The organism is Streptomyces sp. JLBT605, assembly GCF_058215555.1.
In genome coordinates this window covers 1,935,492-1,951,728 of the sequence record NZ_CM177087.1, presented here as the reverse complement: position 1 = coordinate 1,951,728, position 16,237 = coordinate 1,935,492, and the positions used below count along the sequence as shown (strand labels likewise).

Annotated in this window: 14 protein-coding genes; 7 read left to right on the top strand and 7 right to left on the bottom strand. The window is 72.8% G+C overall.

Features of this window, described 5'->3' with window-relative positions:
• Positions 1 to 77: 77 nt before the first annotated feature.
• The gene (locus AC4BDD_RS08725; protein WP_490690405.1) at positions 78 to 953 is read right to left on the bottom strand and encodes a lysozyme; all 876 of its coding nucleotides are present in this window, start codon (positions 951 to 953) and stop codon (positions 78 to 80) included.
• A 268-nt stretch (positions 954 to 1,221) separates the two neighbouring features.
• On the opposite strand from AC4BDD_RS08725, the gene AC4BDD_RS08720 reads away from it, so the two are divergent.
• Positions 1,222 to 1,683, top strand: coding sequence for a MarR family winged helix-turn-helix transcriptional regulator (locus AC4BDD_RS08720; RefSeq protein ID WP_490691712.1), 462 nt, complete (start codon positions 1,222 to 1,224; stop codon positions 1,681 to 1,683).
• 95 nt (positions 1,684 to 1,778) lie between these two features.
• Here AC4BDD_RS08720 and AC4BDD_RS08715 read toward each other — a convergent pair whose 3' ends face one another.
• Complete coding sequence (locus tag AC4BDD_RS08715; RefSeq protein WP_490690404.1) at positions 1,779 to 2,549, bottom strand: hypothetical protein; 771 nt, start codon at positions 2,547 to 2,549, stop codon at positions 1,779 to 1,781.
• Positions 2,550 to 2,932: 383 nt separating this feature from the next.
• Between AC4BDD_RS08715 and AC4BDD_RS08710 the strand changes: the two genes are divergently transcribed.
• Genes AC4BDD_RS08710 through AC4BDD_RS08700 form a run of 3 tightly spaced genes read left to right on the top strand, consistent with a single transcriptional unit; the run spans position 2,933 to position 8,645 of the window.
• The gene (locus AC4BDD_RS08710; RefSeq protein WP_490690403.1) at positions 2,933 to 7,756 is read left to right on the top strand and encodes a sensor histidine kinase; all 4,824 of its coding nucleotides are present in this window, start codon (positions 2,933 to 2,935) and stop codon (positions 7,754 to 7,756) included.
• Positions 7,753 to 8,241 carry a roadblock/LC7 domain-containing protein gene (locus tag AC4BDD_RS08705; protein ID WP_490690402.1) on the top strand — a complete coding sequence of 163 codons (489 nt, stop codon included), beginning with the start codon at positions 7,753 to 7,755 and terminating at the stop codon, positions 8,239 to 8,241. The genes AC4BDD_RS08710 and AC4BDD_RS08705 overlap by 4 nt, the downstream gene beginning before the upstream one ends.
• 20 nt (positions 8,242 to 8,261) lie before the next feature.
• Positions 8,262 to 8,645: a DUF742 domain-containing protein gene (locus AC4BDD_RS08700; protein WP_490691711.1), complete on the top strand. Its 384-nt coding sequence runs from the start codon at positions 8,262 to 8,264 to the stop codon at positions 8,643 to 8,645.
• Positions 8,646 to 8,714: 69 nt separating this feature from the next.
• Here the strand turns inward: AC4BDD_RS08700 and AC4BDD_RS08695 are convergent, their stop codons facing one another.
• The 4 genes from AC4BDD_RS08695 to AC4BDD_RS08680 all read right to left on the bottom strand — a co-directional run bounded on the left by AC4BDD_RS08695 (position 8,715) and on the right by AC4BDD_RS08680 (position 12,417).
• Positions 8,715 to 9,986, bottom strand: coding sequence for a C40 family peptidase (locus AC4BDD_RS08695; protein ID WP_490690401.1), 1,272 nt, complete (start codon positions 9,984 to 9,986; stop codon positions 8,715 to 8,717).
• An 88-nt stretch (positions 9,987 to 10,074) separates the two neighbouring features.
• Positions 10,075 to 10,416: a DUF8847 domain-containing protein gene (locus AC4BDD_RS08690; protein WP_490690400.1), complete on the bottom strand. Its 342-nt coding sequence runs from the start codon at positions 10,414 to 10,416 to the stop codon at positions 10,075 to 10,077.
• 90 nt (positions 10,417 to 10,506) lie between these two features.
• Entirely contained in the window at positions 10,507 to 11,268 is a 762-nt protein-coding gene (locus AC4BDD_RS08685; RefSeq protein WP_490690399.1) for a TetR/AcrR family transcriptional regulator, read from the bottom strand.
• A 219-nt stretch (positions 11,269 to 11,487) separates the two neighbouring features.
• Entirely contained in the window at positions 11,488 to 12,417 is a 930-nt protein-coding gene (locus AC4BDD_RS08680) for an AurF N-oxygenase family protein (protein ID WP_490690398.1), read from the bottom strand.
• 185 nt (positions 12,418 to 12,602) lie between these two features.
• Here AC4BDD_RS08680 and AC4BDD_RS08675 point away from each other — a divergent pair, with 185 nt between their 5' ends.
• Both AC4BDD_RS08675 and AC4BDD_RS08670 read left to right on the top strand, forming a co-directional pair.
• Complete coding sequence (locus AC4BDD_RS08675; RefSeq protein WP_490690397.1) at positions 12,603 to 13,709, top strand: ferritin-like domain-containing protein; 1,107 nt, start codon at positions 12,603 to 12,605, stop codon at positions 13,707 to 13,709.
• Between the two features lie 53 nt (positions 13,710 to 13,762).
• A complete protein-coding gene (locus AC4BDD_RS08670) occupies positions 13,763 to 14,518 on the top strand; it encodes a LolA-like protein (RefSeq protein WP_490690396.1) in 756 nt (251 codons plus the stop codon).
• A 78-nt stretch (positions 14,519 to 14,596) separates the two neighbouring features.
• Here AC4BDD_RS08670 and AC4BDD_RS08665 read toward each other — a convergent pair whose 3' ends face one another.
• Positions 14,597 to 15,142: a hypothetical protein gene (locus tag AC4BDD_RS08665; RefSeq protein WP_490690395.1), complete on the bottom strand. Its 546-nt coding sequence runs from the start codon at positions 15,140 to 15,142 to the stop codon at positions 14,597 to 14,599.
• Positions 15,143 to 15,399: 257 nt separating this feature from the next.
• Here AC4BDD_RS08665 and AC4BDD_RS08660 point away from each other — a divergent pair, with 257 nt between their 5' ends.
• Positions 15,400 to 16,203, top strand: coding sequence for a polysaccharide deacetylase family protein (locus AC4BDD_RS08660; protein ID WP_490690394.1), 804 nt, complete (start codon positions 15,400 to 15,402; stop codon positions 16,201 to 16,203).
• Positions 16,204 to 16,237: the final 34 nt, after the last annotated feature.

Below are 16,237 nucleotides of genomic sequence, written 5' to 3'. Positions count from 1 at the left end.
CCTCCCCGGTGGGCTCGATGCCCGCCGGGGAGGCGCGGCGCTCTGACGGTGTGGGGGGTTCGGTGCGGAGGAGCGGCTCAGCCGTAGGCGAGGGCCTGCAGCCGGTCGTAGGCCCCGTTGAAGCGGTCGTGGTCACCCACGGTCGGGCCGGTGGAGGTGTACTGCCAGATGGTGTGGAAGCCCCAGCCGGCCGGGAGTTCGCCGACCGAGGTGCCGTAGCGCGGGATCCACAGCGGGTTGATGCTGCCGAAGCTGCCGCTGTTGCCGGTGCAGGTCTTCCACCAGCCGGTGGAGGTGTAGATCACCGGGTCGCGTCCGGTGCGTGCCCGGTAGGTGTTGGTGAAGTCCTTCAGCCAGCTGACCATGGCGCTCTGGCTCTTGCCGTAGCAGGTCGAGCCGTAGGGGTTGTACTCGATGTCCAGCGCGCCGGGCAGCGTCCTGCCGTCCCGCGACCAGCCGCCGCCGTTGTCGACGAAGAAGTTGGCCTGGGCGGCGCCGCTGGAGACGTTCGGCAGTGCGAAGTGGTACGAGCCGCGGATCATGCCGACGTTGTACGACCCGTTGTACTGCTGGGCGAAGTAGGGGTTCTCGTACGTCGTGCCCTCGGTCGCCTTCACATAGGCGAACCGGACGCCGCTGTTCCACAGGGTCGACCAGGCGACGTTTCCGTTGTGGCTGCTGACGTCGACGCCTTCCACCGAGGCGAGGTCCGCGGCGGCGTCCTCGTCGGTGCCGGTGCCCCGGGGGGCGCCGCCTTCGTGCTTGATGATCTGCGAGCCCGCCCAGTGGTCGTCGGGTCCGGGCAGCGGGCGCCGGTCGGCGGCCGAGACCGTACCGGACAGGGCGAAGGAGAGGGTCAGCAGCGCGGCGAGGGTCGCGACGATCGCGGTCAGCGCGCGCCGGGTGGACCGCCGGTCGGGTCGCCGGGCGGATCCAGGTCTGAGGACAGGCATGGCTTGCCTCCGAGAGCCTCGAGGGGGGAGAGGTTGGGCCAGGGTTTTGGTGTGGCCATGTCATCTTCGACGCTACGGGCGTAGATAGCGGGGGAGAAGAGGGTCCGGGTGCTGCCGTTGGTCTAATCCTGCGAAATACTGACTCAGCTGCGGCGACGACCGCGACTGAAGGAAAATTTCGTATCGCTGAAAATCCGGAGAGGGCGCTGACGTGCACAATACCGGGATCGAGCCGCCCGGGCCGGGAGGCTCACACGTCGAGGGTTCCATGGGTGTGGACCGCGCATTCCTGGCTCTCGAACGCGAATTGGCGGTATTTCTCCGCCGGGCCAGGGCGTCCTCGGGGGAAATGGCCCGCGAGGTGCACCCCGATCTGGAACCCGCGGCGTACGGGCTGTTGCTGCGTCTGGAGGACGGCGGGCGGCAGCGGGCGACGGACCTGGCGGCCTATTTCGGGGTCGGCAAGGCGACGATGAGCCGTCAGTTGCGCGCCCTGGAGACGCTGGGGCTGGTGACCCGGGCTCAGGATCCGGCGGACGGGCGCGCCTTCCTGGTGCAGCTGACGGACGAGGGCCGGGAGCGCTTCCGGCGGGTCCGGACGGCCCGGCGGGCGCAGTACGCGCGGCGGCTGGCGGCGTGGGAGCGCAGCGAGGTGGCCGAGCTGGCCCGGCTGCTGCACCGGCTGAACGGCGCCCAGGAGGCCGAGGAGCAGCCTCCGGGTCCGGCGTGAACCCGGCGCGACGGGTCCGGGGCGGCGCCACCGGGCGCCGGGCCGGCCCGGCCGGCGTGAACCGCGAAGGCGCGAAGCGCTGCGGGCCGGCGGGGTCAGAGCTCCGCGAGGATCGCCGCCGCGTCGTCGTGGATCTTCCCGTACGGGGCCCCGGCCGACTCCGGGTCCGCGTTCTCGGCCGCCCGGACCCTGTCGATCAGCCCCTGCGGGCCCTCCTTGCGCAGCACCGCGAACGCCTCCGTCCAGTCGCCCGCGCCGAACACCTCCACCCAGCGGGAGGCGCCGTCGGTCAGGGCGGCCAGGGCGCGGGTCTCCGCGCGCGGGCGCACGCCGGTCACCGCCCGGACCGCGACGGCGGGGTCGGCTGCGGCGGTGAAGAATCCGTCCTCGGTGTTGCGCAGCTCGGCCAGCCGGCGGCCGGCGGCGCGCAGCCGGTCGATCCGGTCGTCCAGCACCGGCGACACGGTGCCTGCCGCGTCCTCGATCAGGAGTACGGAGTCGGAGAGCACCAGGTATTCCACCCGGTGGTCGTCCCAGCGGGCGGCGACCACGGTCGCCTGCGGGGTGCGCTGGTGAGAAAGGTCACAGCTCTCGCGGTGTGTATCGGCGGTTCGTTCGATTGCGGTGGAGAGACACGACGCCAGAGGCATATCCCGCCGCGAACCGGACAGATCGAGAAGCGCCCCGCCGAGCCGTGCGGTGAACCACGGCACCCCGTGTACGCAGCCGTCCTCCCCCTCGGGCGGGGTGACCCCGTCCAGCAGTACCAGCGCTCCGCCGTGCCCGGACGCTGGTAGCGCTACTGACGCATAGTCCTCATTGGGGCGTTGGGGATCACCCGGGGCGGTCGCGAGTTCGATGCGCATTCAAGCAGTCTGCCGGAGTCGGGCCGGTCGGGTGCTGATCCGGGCGCCACGGGGTAGATCTGGTACGGACCAGCGCCCTGGATGCCGGGTTGAGGGCGAGATGGGTGATTCCTGGCAGTTGGGGGTGCGAATATTGCCAGGAGCGGGAAGTGTTTTCCAGCCGTGGGGAGGGATTGGGCAGGAGTGGGATGAAGCGGAAGTTGAAGGTCAACTTCGCAATGATGTTCACTCGTTCAGGTGGCCGGGCATGTGTTGCGCGTCCGCCTCACAGTGGTACTGGAATGGTCGGATTCCGTGCCAGGGGTGGAGCTCCACACACAAGTTGAACTCCCGTCACCTTCTGGTTCCTCAGCGGATCGGGCGAGAAAAGATTGTGAGCACCGGTGCGGAAGAAGCGGCTTCGGGGCAGCAACGACGAGCAGAGCGGGGAACCGATCCCCGGCGAGGCGCGCGAGACGGGTGTCGCCCCGGCGCGCCGGTCCACACGCGTCCGTAACCGGCTCGTCCTCTCCGTCGCGATGGTCTCCGTCGCCGTCGCGGCCGCCGGTGCCCCCGCCATAGCGGCGGCCATCGACACCACCCACCGCTCACAGCGCCTGGTCGAGCTGGCCGAGGCCAACCGCGAGGCCGTGGTCCTCGCCCACTCGCTGGCCGACGAGCGGGACGCGATGACCGAGTTCGTCGCCGCCGGCCGCAGCTCCGCCTCCGGCGCGGGCGTCTCCGAGAGCCAGCGGGCCCGGGTCGACCGCCAGGTCACCGAGTTGCGCCCGGACGCCCCGGGCGCGCTGCGGCGGCTGCTCGACGAACTCCCCAGGCTGCGGCAGCAGGCGCTGACCGGCCACGGCTCGGCACTGGACGTCTTCGAGGGCTACACCCGCACCCTCCAGGCCCTCCAGGACCTCTCCGGCGCCCTCGCCCGCGACATGCCCGAGCGCGCCGACACCGGCAGCGCCGCCGCCCTCGCCGCCCTCGGCCGGGCCGGTGAGCAGGCGTCCGCCACCCGCGGCCTGCTGCTCGGGGCGCTCTCCGGGGACGGCGGCCGCACCGAGCTGAGCGGCGCCGCCCAACGCACCGACCTGCGCGAACAGGCCGCCCTCGCCGACTTCGAGCAGCTCGCGCCGGACGACGTACGGGAGCGCTTCGCCAGCACCGTCAACGGCACCGAGGTCACCGCGGCCGACCGCTACCTGGACCGGCTCACCGACGCCTCCCGGCTGTCCGCATCCGATCTGCTGCTGGACGACAAGCGCGTGGCGGCCGCCCTCTCGGCCCGGATCGACCGGATGCGCGGCGTCGAGTCCGCCCTTGCCACCGCCGAGCTGGAGCGGCTGGAGCAGCTGCGCGACGACGACGTCGAAGATCTTGAGATCCAGATCGGCCTGGTCGGCGCCTGCCTGCTCCTCGCGCTGGGCGCCAGCGTCTCCACCGGCCGCTCCATGACCCGCCCGCTGGCCGCGCTGCGGCTGGGCGCGCGCCGCGTCGCCGCCGACCCGGTCACCGAGGAACCGGTGGCGTACCGCGGGAAAAACGACGAGTTCGCGGACGCGGTGCGCAGTGTCAACGATCTCCAGCAGGCCGTGCGGCGCGAGCGGGAGCGGTCCGAGAAGCTCGACGCCGACCGCACCCGGCTGGTCGGCGAACGGCGCCGGCTCGCCGACGAGCGCACCGATCTGCGCCGCGAGCGGGACCAGGCCGTCGCCCGCCTGGACGGCCTTCGCGAGCGGGTGCACGGCAGCTTCGTCAGCCTGGCGCTGCGCAATCTCAGCCTCATCGAGCGTCAGCTGGCCGTGATCGAGGGCCTGGAGGAGCGCGAGACCGACCCGGACCGCCTGGAGACCCTCTTCCAGCTCGACCACCTCGCCACCGGGATGCGCCGCTACAGCGAGAACCTCCTGGTCATCGCCGGTTCCGAGCACCGGGTCACGCACCCGGGGCCGGTGCCGCTGCTGGATGTGCTGCGCGCCTCGATCAGCGAAGTCGAGAAGTACGACCGGGTGCGGATCGAGTCCCTGCCGCCGAACTCCTACCTCACCGGGCACGCCGCCGACAGCATCAGCCATCTCGTCGCCGAGCTGCTGGAGAACGCCACCGCCTTCTCCCCGCCGGAGGCGCCCGTCCAGGTCTCCGGCTGGCTGCTGGACACCGGCGAGCTGATGCTCTCGGTCCAGGACCAGGGCATCGGCATGGCCCCCGCCCGGTACGAGGAGCTGAACAACCGGCTGGCCGAGCCGGTCCCCGACACCTCCAAGGGGCCGAACGCCGACGACCCGCTGGGCCTCGGCCTGTACGTCGTCACCCGGCTCGCCGCCAAGCACGGTGTCCGGGTCCAGCTGCGGGAGCAGCCGCAGGGCGGCGTCTCGGCCGTGGTGCTCCTCCCGGCCAGGATCCTCTCGGCCCCACCCGCGGAGGCGGAGCCGGTCGAGCCGGTCGAGGCGGTCGAGGCGGGGTTTGCGGCGGCCGGGCCTGTCGAGGCCGGGTTTGCTGGGGCCGCGTCCGCCGAGTCGGGGGTTGCCGAGGCCGGGCCCGCTCCGGTGCCGTCGGCCTCCGGCGCGGGAGCGGCCGGCGTCGGCCAGAGCCTCCCGGGCGTGGTCGCCGAGGCCAACTCCAACGCCCTTCCGAGCCAGGCCCGCTCGCTGGCCACCCCGACGACCGAGCCGGACGCCGCCTCCGCGGCGGCAGCCGATGCCCCGGCGCCCGGCGCCGACGAGAACGCCCCGGAGGAGCAGGCCGCGCCAGGCATCGAGGGTGCCCAGGCGGTGCCGGATGTGGCGAACGCCCAGGGCGCGCCGAGTGCGGCCGGTGGGCATGGTGCGCTGGGTGCCGAGGGCACTCAGGGTCTGCCGGGCGCCGCGGATGGGCAGGCCCCGCCGACTGCCGCCCGGTCGTGGGACACGGACCCCGCCGGGGGCCCGCACGCGGCCGAGCCGGTGCGCCCGGACGCCCGCCCGGCCGCGGAAGAGGCCATTCCGGAGCCCCGGCTGTCCTGGCTCCCGACCGGGAGCACCGGAACCGGTGAAACCGGCCCGATGGACGGCGCCGGGCTCCCGGGCGCGGTCGACGGCCTGGGCGACCCCGACGACGAGCCGGAGTTCGTCCCGGACGTCGAGATCGACGACGAGCCGGACACGGATCCGCTGGTCGTCGCCGCCGAGCGGACCATCCAACTGGCCGCCATCCGGGGCGACCTGCGCCCCGGCCCCCACCCCGAGCCCGAGTACCCGCAGGACGGGACCACCGCAGCCGACACTCCGTCACCGGCCGCGCCGACGCCTGCTGACGACACGCCCCCCCGGGGCGACGAGCGTGCCTCCGAGACGGCACCGTCTCCCGCTGTGCCTAGGCCGTCGGACGACGCGCGAGCCTTGAGCGACCTGGCCGCAGCCGACGACGTGCGCGCCTCGGGGAGCCTGGACATCGCCGACGACCTGCGCGGCCCGGCCGATGCCCCTGCCTCCGGGGACGTGAACACCACCGGCGGCGTGAACAACGCGGGCGAGGTGCGCGCCGCCGAGGACTCGCGCGGCCCGGGGGACTCGCGCGTCCCCGACGAGGCGCGCAGCCCGGGCGACATGAGCGCTGCCGAGGACGTGCGCGATTCGGGCGAGGTGCGTGCCGCCGAGGATGTGCGAGCCTCGGGCGACGTGGGCGCTGCCCAGGACGTGCGCGCCTCGGGCGGAGTGCGTGGCCCGGAGGACGTGCGGAGCCTGGACGGCTGGCGCAGCTCAGTGGAGCCGGCCGCCGCGGATGGCCCGAGTGCCCAGGACGGCCTGCGCGGTCCGGCCGACCCGAACGCCGGGGACGACCTCCCCGCCGCCGACGACCTGTGCGTCCCGGACGACTGGCCCAGCCTCGACGCGGCCGCGCCGGCGCCCGGCCGCTCCTGGAGCGACTCCCTGTCGTCCGACTCCGTGTCGTCCGGCCCCGTGCCGCCCGACCGTGCCGGACACGGTCCGATGGCGGGCGACCTGGCCGGCCTCGGCCCCGCCTCGTACGACTCCGACGCGGCTGCCACGGCGCCCTCCGATTCCGGTGCGCCCGGCTCGGCACCGAACGACCCGGCACCGCAATCGCACGAACCGGCGTCGGGCGAACCGGCGTCGGGCGAACCGACACTGCCGGACCTGGCACCGAACGACCTGGCATCGGACGACCTGGCGCCGAACGACGAGGCACTGCCCGACCCGGCACCGTACGATCCCGCCTCCGCCGAGGCGGCCGCCCCGGGCTCGGGCCCCGCCCACTCGGGCACGTCCGAACGCGCCTCGCTCGGTGGGGCGGCGGACGGACCGAGCGCCGGGCCGGACCGGGAGCCGGGCCCCTTCGGCGCGTACTCGGCGAGCCGGGCCGGTGCGGCGTACCAGGACCCCGAGCCGACGCCGGGCGGCGGCGTGCCCGTGGCGGGCCATGCCTGGCAACAGCCCGGCGAGTCCGGCGAGCCGGGGGGCGGCCGGTGGCTGTCCGGTGGCCCGCACTCCGTCCTGGAGCCCGACGAGCACGCCAGGCCGGGGGCCCCGCTCACGCCGCCTCCGTTGCCCTCCCGGCCGAAGCCGGGCACCCGGCGCGCCGACCGTCCCGGCCCCACCGCCGCGGGCCGCCTCGGCGAGCGCACACCGCCCGGCGGAACCCCCCGCCCGGACGACACACCGTCGGGCGGACTTCCGCGGCACGACCGGCGGCAGGACACGCCGTCGGGCGGCGTCCTCCGCCACGATCTGCGGCAGGACACCCCCTCCGGCGGCGTACCGCGGCATGCGCGGCGGCAGGCTCCGGGCGAGCCGGGCCCGCAGCCGGCCGGTGGGCCGACCAGCGAGCGGCCGATGACCGACACGGGGCTGCCCAAGCGCACCCCGCGGGCCGTGTCACGGCCGACGCCCGCCCCGCGCGAGCGCGCCCGGGGCGTGGACGCCGAGGAACTCCGCCGCCGGCTGGGCGGCTTCCAGCGCGGCGCCCGCGAGGGCCGCCGGGACGCCGAGGCCGGGATCGGACTTCCGGTCGAGGCCGGGCTGACCGAGAGGCTCACCGAGGCGGGGCGCACCACCGAGGCGTCCGGGACGACGGCCTGGCAGCGAGCGGAACAGCCACCGGGCACCGAGCGAACCGAACGAGCGGAACGAGCCGGACGCGCGGAACGGGCGGAGCGAACCGGAGTAACGGAACCAACGGGGGCGCAGGACGAGGGTGGCACTGTTGAGGAGGCACGCGATTGAATGCGCCCACTAGTACCTACGGGCTGAGCACCGAGGCCCGGAATCTGCACTGGCTGCTCGCCAATCTGGTCGAGGAGGTGCCGGGCGTCCGCTCGGTCGCCGTGGTCTCGTCCGACGGGCTGCTGCTGCTCTCCTCCGATCCGCAGGCCAAGGACCGGCCGGCGCACGATCCCACGACCCAGGACGGGCCGAAGGGCTCCAGCGCGGACCTGGCCACCATCGTCTCCGGCCTGGGCAGCCTGACGCTGGGCGCGTCCCAGCTGATGGACGGCGGCGGGGTCAAGCAGACGATGGTCGCGATGGACGAGGGCAGTCTGTTCGTCATGTCGATCAGCGACGGCTCGCTGCTCGGCGTCCACGCCACCCCGGACTGCGACATGACCGTGGTGGCTTACCACATGGCGCTCTTCGTGGGCCGGGCCGGACACGTCCTCACCCCCGAACTCCGCACGGAGCTGCGCTTGTCGATGGAGTCGGCACTGTGACCATCGCGCACGGTCTGCCGATGCGCGGCGCGGCGAGCCGCCGGGCCGCCCGCGTCCGGCCCTACTCGCTCACCGGCGGCCGTACCCGCTCCGGCCATGTCCTGCTGGTCGAGACCTTCGTGGCCGCGCTGGACGGTCCGGACGGGCGCCGCGAGCCGTCCGCCGACAGCCCGAGGGCGGCCCGGCTGCTGCCGGAGATAAAGGCGATCGTGGAGCTGTGCCGCCGGATGCGCTCGGTCGCCGAGATCTCCGCGCTGCTCAGGATCCCGCTGGGCGTGGTCCGCGTACTCCTCAGCGACCTGGCCGACCAGGGCAGGATCCGCGTCTGCGGCACCGGGCGCGTCCCGGCGCAGCCCGACCACGCGTTGCTGGAGAGAGTGCTCGTCGGACTGCGCGCCCTCTGACGCCACCAAGCGATCACGCCGCCACGTCATGACGCCGCCACGTCATGACGGCGCCCCACCGGGCACCCCTCAGGAGCCGGAGCGGACCGCCGTCTTCGTCACCAGCGGCAGCGCGGTCCTGAGCGGCGGCGGCCCGGTCGAGATGGCCGGTGGCGCGGTCTTGACCGGGGGCGGGGCGGTCTTCAGCGGGGGTGGCGGGACGTACCCCTCCATCGGCGGGCTCCCGGCGTCCGGCCGGACCGCGCCCAGCACCGGGTTCCAGGCCAGCGGGGTCACCCGCACCGTGCTGCCCGGGCGCGGCGCCTGCACCACCTGACCGTCGCCCGCGTACATCGCCACATGCGAGGCGTTGGCGAAGTAGACCACCAGGTCGCCGGGGCGCAGCTCGTCCAGCGGCACCCGCGGCAGCTGCCGCCACTGCTGCTGGCTGGTGCGCGGGATGACCCGCCCGGCGTATGCCCAGGCGCTCTGCGTCAGTCCGGAGCAGTCGAACGCGGTCGGCCCCTCGGCGCCCCAGGCGTACGGCTTGCCGATCTGCCGCACCGCGTACCGCAGGGCCTTGTCGCCCTCGACGGACGGGGCGCCCCCGGCGTCGGTGCCCCTGCCGGTGCCCGGGCCGGTATCGGTGCCGCTGCCGGTGACGCGCAGCGGAATCGCGCGGAGCAGTGCCTGCTGCGCGGCCTCCGTCTCGCGGCGCTCGCGCTCGCGCAGCGCGAGCAGTTCGTCGTCGCTCAGCGTGGCGAGGGTCCGCTCGATGGTGTCCAGCCGCCGGGTGACCCGGTCCCGCTGCTTCTTCCGTTTGGCGGTCAGCCGCTGCCGCTTCTTCAGCGCGGCCCGGGCCTGGCCGGCCAGCGTGTCCGCCCGCCGCTCGGCCGCGGTCAGCCGCCGCACGGTGAGTCCCTGCCGGTCGGCGGCGCGGCGCAGCTCGTGCCGCTCGTCGGCGATCAGCCGCAGGTCGCCGCTGATCAGCGAGCGGACCGGGATCGCCAGCCCGGCGGTGCCCCGGTACTGCTGGCGCGCGAGCCTGCCGGCCTGGGCGCGGGCGCCGGCCAGCTCTCCGCGGGCGCGCGCCAGCCGCCGGTCCAGGGTGACCGAGTGGGCCCGCTGGTCGCGCAGCCTCTCCTCGATCGCGTTGTACGCCTCGGTGGCCTCCTCGGCCTGGACGTACAGCGCCCGCAGCCGGGCCAGCAGCTCGGCGACGGAGGGCCGGGCGGCGGGCAGCGGGGCCGCCGGTGGCGGGGCGGCGGGCGGCCGCGCCACCGCGGTCACCGGCCGGGGCAGGGTCACGGCCGCGGCGGCCAGTGAGGCCACACAGACGATGCGGACGATGCGCCCTGACATACGGTCACCTCCGGCTCGATGCCTCGGGTGGATCGTGACACGGGCAGGCGGAGCGCCCCATCCGAGTGGGTTGATCAGATGAACGCGGTCACTCGTCCGGTGGGGTCGCCTCCGGTGGGGTCGCCTGCGGCGGGGCCGGCTCCGTCGGGGTCGGCTCGGACCGGGGTGTGGGCTTGGTCCACGGCCACTTCGGCCCGCCTCGCGGCTTCCCCTCCGGCTGGTACTCGTACCGCCAGCCGCGCACCAGCCCCAGCCGCTTGCTGGTGCCCGCGGGCACCCGCAGATAGACGTGGACGGTCGGCGGGCGGCCGTCGTCGTTCGGCACCGGGATCTCGTAGACCTTCGGCGGCTGCCCGGTGGCGCCCACCAGGACCGGCAGGACCCGCCCGTCCAGCGGGCCGCCCACGAACGCCGTGTTCTCGCTTCTCACCCCACCAGTCTGGCGCAGACCGCGCGCGGCGGGCGGCGCGGGCGGGCACGGGCCCCGGCGGGGCCCCGTCCATCCCGCCCCCCCCGGGCGCTAGCCCTCCTGCCCGGGCTCGGCCAGCAGATGGGAGGCGTCGGCGACCACCGGCACCACCCGCCGCGCCAGCCGCCCGACCGGACCCTCCGCGGGCTCCATGGCCAGCGCGCTCCGGGTCACCTCGGCGGTCTGCGGGTCCGTCGCCGCGGTGGCGATGAGCGAGGAGACGAAGAGGTCGACCAGCCAGTCCCGCAGCTCCTCCGCGGGCTGCTGCTTCTCCTCGTCCAGCCAGATCAGCGAGGCCGCCTCGACCGCCGCGATCCAGGTGCGCACCACCATCCGCAGCCGCGGCCCGGGCTCCGGTACCTCGAAGTGGACGAGGATCTGCTCGGCCGCGGAGCGCCGCACCTCGTCGACGATCGCGGTGGTCCGGGAGGTCTCGGCGACGGTGCCGCCCTGCAGCAGCGCGCTGAATCCGGTGTCGTGGCCGTCCACGAAGGTGAGGTAGCGGTCCAGGGCGCGCCCCAGCCGTTCGCTGAGCGGGCCCACCGGCGCCTCGCTGAAGCAGCGGTCCAGCTCCTTGGCCGCGCTGCGCAGCGCGGCCTCGTACAACTGCGGCTTGCCGCCCGGGAAGTACCGGTAGACGAGCGGGCGGGAGGCCCCCGCCGCCGCGGCCACGTCGTCCAGCGAGACGTCCTCCGGAGCGCGGTGGGCGAAGAGCCCGAGGGCGGCGGAGATGAGCTGGGCGCGCCGTTCCTCGACGCTGAGCCTGCGGTACGAGCCGCGCCGCGCGGCCGCCGGGGCGCTGCCTGTCGTCATGACAGGCAGCGTAACCGTCCAGCCGTGCGGGAAGGCGAGCGGACCGAGCCGTGCGACGGCCGGAAACGGCCGGTCAGGCCAGTCGGCCGCGGCCGCGTCACGGCCGCGGCGGGCATGATCAGGTCGGCGGGTCCGGGCCGCGCCAGAGCCGGTGGTGACCCTCAGACTCGGCGGTCGGGCGGGCGGTCCCGGGCCGCGTTCCGGAGCCGGCGGTGACGCTCAGGCCAGCAGCCCCGAGCTGCGCCACAGCCTGCGGCCGACCCCGCGCAGCACCCCGATGTCGTCAAGGAAGTCGGTCAGCCGCTTGGCGCCGGTCTGCATGACCTCGCGGCGGTGGCCGCTCGCCTTCACCTGCGCGACGGCCTCCCGCTTGTCCAGGCCCACGTTGGTATAGACCTCAGGGTTGACGAAGGCCACCGAGAAGACCCGGGCGAACTCGCCCGAGGTGACCCGGGTGAACTCCTGCGACCAGCGCGGGGCCGTCACCATCTGGCGGCGCAGCTCCTCGCGCGCGTACCGCACATGGCGTGCCTCCTCCACCACGTGGATGCGCGTGACCCCGCGTATCAGCGGCTGGACACGCTCGTCCGGGAAGGTCAGCCGCTGCATCCAGTCCAGGATCTCCTCGCCGAGCAGCGTGGCGGTGAAGGAGCCGGGGGTGGTGGAGACGGTCTTGAAGAACCGGCCCAGGTTCATGTGCAGCCGGCTGACCGGGTAGTACGGGGTGCCGGTGCTGCTGATCACCCGGGCGAACATCTTCGAGTGCCGGCACTCGTCCTCGATCTCGGTGAGGGCGTAGCGCACGTGCGCGCTCGTCGCCGCCTTGTCGTAGATGTGCCGGACCAGCAGCTGCATCAGGATGATCTCGAACCAGATGCCGAGCGAGGCGAGCGCGGCCGCCTCGTGCCGGGAAAGGGCCATCCGCTGCTCCTCGGACATCCGCTGCCACAGCGGGGTGCCGTAGAGCGAGACCAGCTCCGGCGGCCAGAACCACTTGCCGTCCTCGAAGGGCGCGTCCCAGTCCAGCTCGGTGTCGGGGTCGAAGGAGTGCTTCGCCGAGGAGTCGAGCAGCCGCATCGCCACCTGTTCGCGGTCTTTGAGCAGCCCGAGAGCGTCCCGCAGGACCGAGGGTTCGATGGTGGAAGTCATGGCGATGAGCACCTCGTGGTCGGAGTTCCCGGCTTCGACTCCTTATGAGACTGCTTGTCAGCAAGGCCGTCAATGGTTCTCGCCGGACTTGTTGACCGTTGTTCGCGGGCGTGTGAGCCTGCCCATGTTGGTGACCTGTACATGCAATGCCCATCGGGACCTGGACAGGCGAAGGAGTCACGTCAGTGTCGACGCGAGATCTCTACACCCAGCAGCCGCCGCAATCGCTCTGGCAGATACCGGCCACCGGCGCCGCCCGCTTCAACTGGGAGTACGACGAGGGCCGCGACCGGCTCCTCGCGCTCTACCAGAAGGGCAAGGACAAGCAGTGGGACGCGGTGACCCGGATCGACTGGGAGTCGGAAGTGGACCCCTACGATCCGCTCGGCACCCCTGACGACGCGCTCGCCCTCTACGGCACCAAGTACTGGTCGAAGATGACCGAGAAGGACAAGGGTGAACTGCGGCGGCACTTCACCTCCTGGCAGTTCAGCCAGTTCCTCCACGGCGAGCAGGCCGCCATGGTGTGCGCGGCCCGCATCGTGGAGTCCGCCCCCGACCTGGACGCGAAGTTCTACTCCGCCACCCAGACCATGGACGAGGCCCGGCACGCCGAGATCTACGGCCGCTTCCTGCACGAGAAGCTCGGCATGCTCTACCCGGTCAACGGCGACTTCCAGACCCTGCTCGGCGACACCCTCGGCGACTCCCGCTGGGACATGCCCTACCTCGGCATGCAGGTGCTGATCGAGGGGCTGGCCCTCGCCGCCTTCGGTCTGATCCGCGACACCACGAACAAGCCGCTGCCCAAGCAGATCCTGACCTATGTGATGCAGGACGAGGCCCGGCACGTCGCCTTCGGCCGCATGGCGCTGCGCGACTACTACCGCCAGCTGACCGACGCGGAGCTGCGCGAGCGCGAGGAGTTCATCATCGAGGGCTGCTACCTGATGCGCGACCGGCTGCGCGGTGTGGAGGTGCTGGAGAACTTCGGCATCCCCACGACGGAGGCGGAAGAGTACATCGAGCAGTCGGAGTACCTGCACCTCTTCCGGAAGCTGCTGTTCAGCCGGATCGTGCCGTGCGTCAAGGACATCGGGCTGTGGGGGGAGCGGCTGCAGCGCGCCTACGTCGACATGGGCGTCCTGGAGCTGGGCGACGGCAACCTCGATCTGCTGATGGCCCAGGACGAGGAGCAGGCCGAACACCTGGACGCGCAGCGGTTCGCCGCCGAGGAGGCGGCACGGACGGCGGAGGTGGCGGAGGCGATCGCGCAGGGGGCGGAGGACTGACCCAGACGCCCGGCGGACGTGCCCGGCCACCGCACTGGTTAGGGTGCACGCTTATGAACAGGAAATACGGGGTGTGGGCCACGGCCGCGTGTGCGGCTCTGGCGCTTGGTGTGACCGGCTGCGGCGGGGACGACGACAAGTCCGGCGACAAGGCGTCCGGCGGCAACGGGATCGAGACGCTCTCGGCCCAGCAGATCGCCGACAAGGCGAAGAAGGAGCTGAAGTCGGCCACGTCGGTCCATGTGAAGATCGATGGGCAGCTGACCGGCCAGAAGATGAACGCGGACCTCACCATGGACCGCGAAGGCAACTGCCGCAGCTCCATGACGTTCACCACCGCCGGTTCCTACCAGTTGGTGAAGCGTGGCGACCAGATCTGGCTGAAGCCGCAGGGGGGACTCATGAACTCCCTGTTCGGCCCGAAGGGTGCCACCGCCTCCCAGGGCAAGTACATCCACGGCACCACCGCCGACGAAAAGCTCAAGAGCATGGTCCAGGGCTGCGACCTCAAAGAGGCCATGAAGGACACCAGCGACTCCAAGGACCGGAAGTGGGTCAAGGGCGAGTCGGCTGAGGTCGACGGCCAGAAGGTCATCACCCTCAAGGGCACCTCGAAGGACGACAACCCGACGACGCTCTACATCGCGACCGAGGGCAAGCCCTATGTGCTCAAGGCCGTGGAAGAGGGCAAGGAGCCGGCGACGATCCTGTACTCGGACTACGACAAGCCGGTGCCGGCCGAGACGCCGTCGGCGGCCGAGTCCATCGACATCGCCACGTTCCAGCAGGCAGCCGGCGTGAAGTCGTAAGGCAGCGGCCTCATGAACAGCCCGCAGGCCGGGTACGTCACCCCGACGTACCCGGCCCGCGGCGTTCCATCAGCCCGATCAGCCCGTGGGCTTGGTGCGGGCGAAGACGTCGGAGGCGCTGCCGTCGTCCCAGTCGAGGGTGAGCCGCTGGCCGCCGTTGCCGAGCACGGCCTTGCCGGTCGCGGACTTGCCCTGGTAGCTGGCGTAGACCCGCATGTTCGCGTCGATCGTCCCGTTGAGCGTCTTGGCGCCGTAGGTGATGGTGAAGGACGTTCCGCTGACCTTCATGACGTACGGGCCGTAGGCGACGGCGTACCAGGTGCCCTGAACACCCGCCGTCCCGCTGTTTCCGCCGCTGGGAGCGGTCGGCCGGGGAGTGCTGGCGGTGCGGCTGGGCTTCGGCGCCGGCGGCTTCGGCGATGCGGCGGGCTTCGTGCGGGGCGCGCTCGGGCGCGGGCTGGGGGAGTGGGCGGGCTTCGTGCGGCCGGCGCTCGGGCTGGGGGACTTCGTCGCGGGGGCGCTGCCGGTCTGCCGGCCGACGACCTTCTCGGCGGTGCCCGACGAACCCGAGTCCTTGTCGTCATCACCGCCGCAGCCGGTCAGCGTGAGTGCCAGCGCGGCCACAGCGGCAACGGCAAATGAAGGTATTTTGCGCACAAGAATTCCTGCCATACTCAAATCAATTCACGGAAATGCGGCGGGGGTGTCTTGAATCCTGGCACGGCGCCTGAACAGGAATCCAGGTCAACAATCATGTTCCGTGGATGAGTTCAAATGCACCGGGGATGATCGCGGTCGGTCCGGTCGCCGTTACCCCGCCGTGACCGGGGCCACAGCCCGCTGAGCGGAACCGTCCTCCCGCCCTTGCCCTCTTCACGGACATGGCACGACTGACCGACTCGCAGCGGCGCATCGCTCTCGCCGTCGCTTCGGCCCTGGCGCTGATAGCGGCCCTCGCCGGCACCCTCGCCTTCAGCGGTGACGATGACGGCCCCGAGCGGCCGCGGGCGCACGACCGGACGGTGGAGCGGAGCAAGCCGCACCCCGAGGAGCGACCGCTGGGACCCGTGCCACGCGACATCGCACACGCCACGGAGAGTGGCGGCAAGGCCGTGAACATCACCATCGACGACGGGCCGGACCCGGTCTGGACCCCGCAGGTGCTGGACGTGCTGAAGGAACACGGTGTCAAGGCCACCTTCTGCATGATCGGGCCGCAGGCCAAGGCCCACCCGCACCTCGTCAAGCAGGTCGTCGCCGCCGGGCACCGGCTCTGCGACCACACCATCAGCCACGACGTCACCATGGACCACAAGCCCGTCGACTACCAGGAGCGGCAGATCCTGGAGGCGAAGAAGATGATCGAGGACGCGGCGGGCGGCGCCAAGGTCCGCTACTACCGCGCCCCGGGCGGCGCCTTCACCCCCGACAGCCGCCGGATCGCCGCCGACCACGGCATGCGGCCGCTCGGCTGGAACGTCGACACCAAGGACTTCGAACTCCCCGGCAGCGCCGCGATCGTGGCGACCGTCAAGAGCGAGCTGCCCAACGGCCCGACCATCCTCTTCCACGACGGCGGCGGCCCTCGCGCCGAGACCGTGGAGGCGCTGCGCCAGGTCCTGCCGTGGCTCAAGGAGCAGGGCTACGGATTCAGCTTCCCGGAGATCACGCCGGCCAAGCGCTGACGGCGCCCGACGCCCACCGGACATCCCTGGCCGG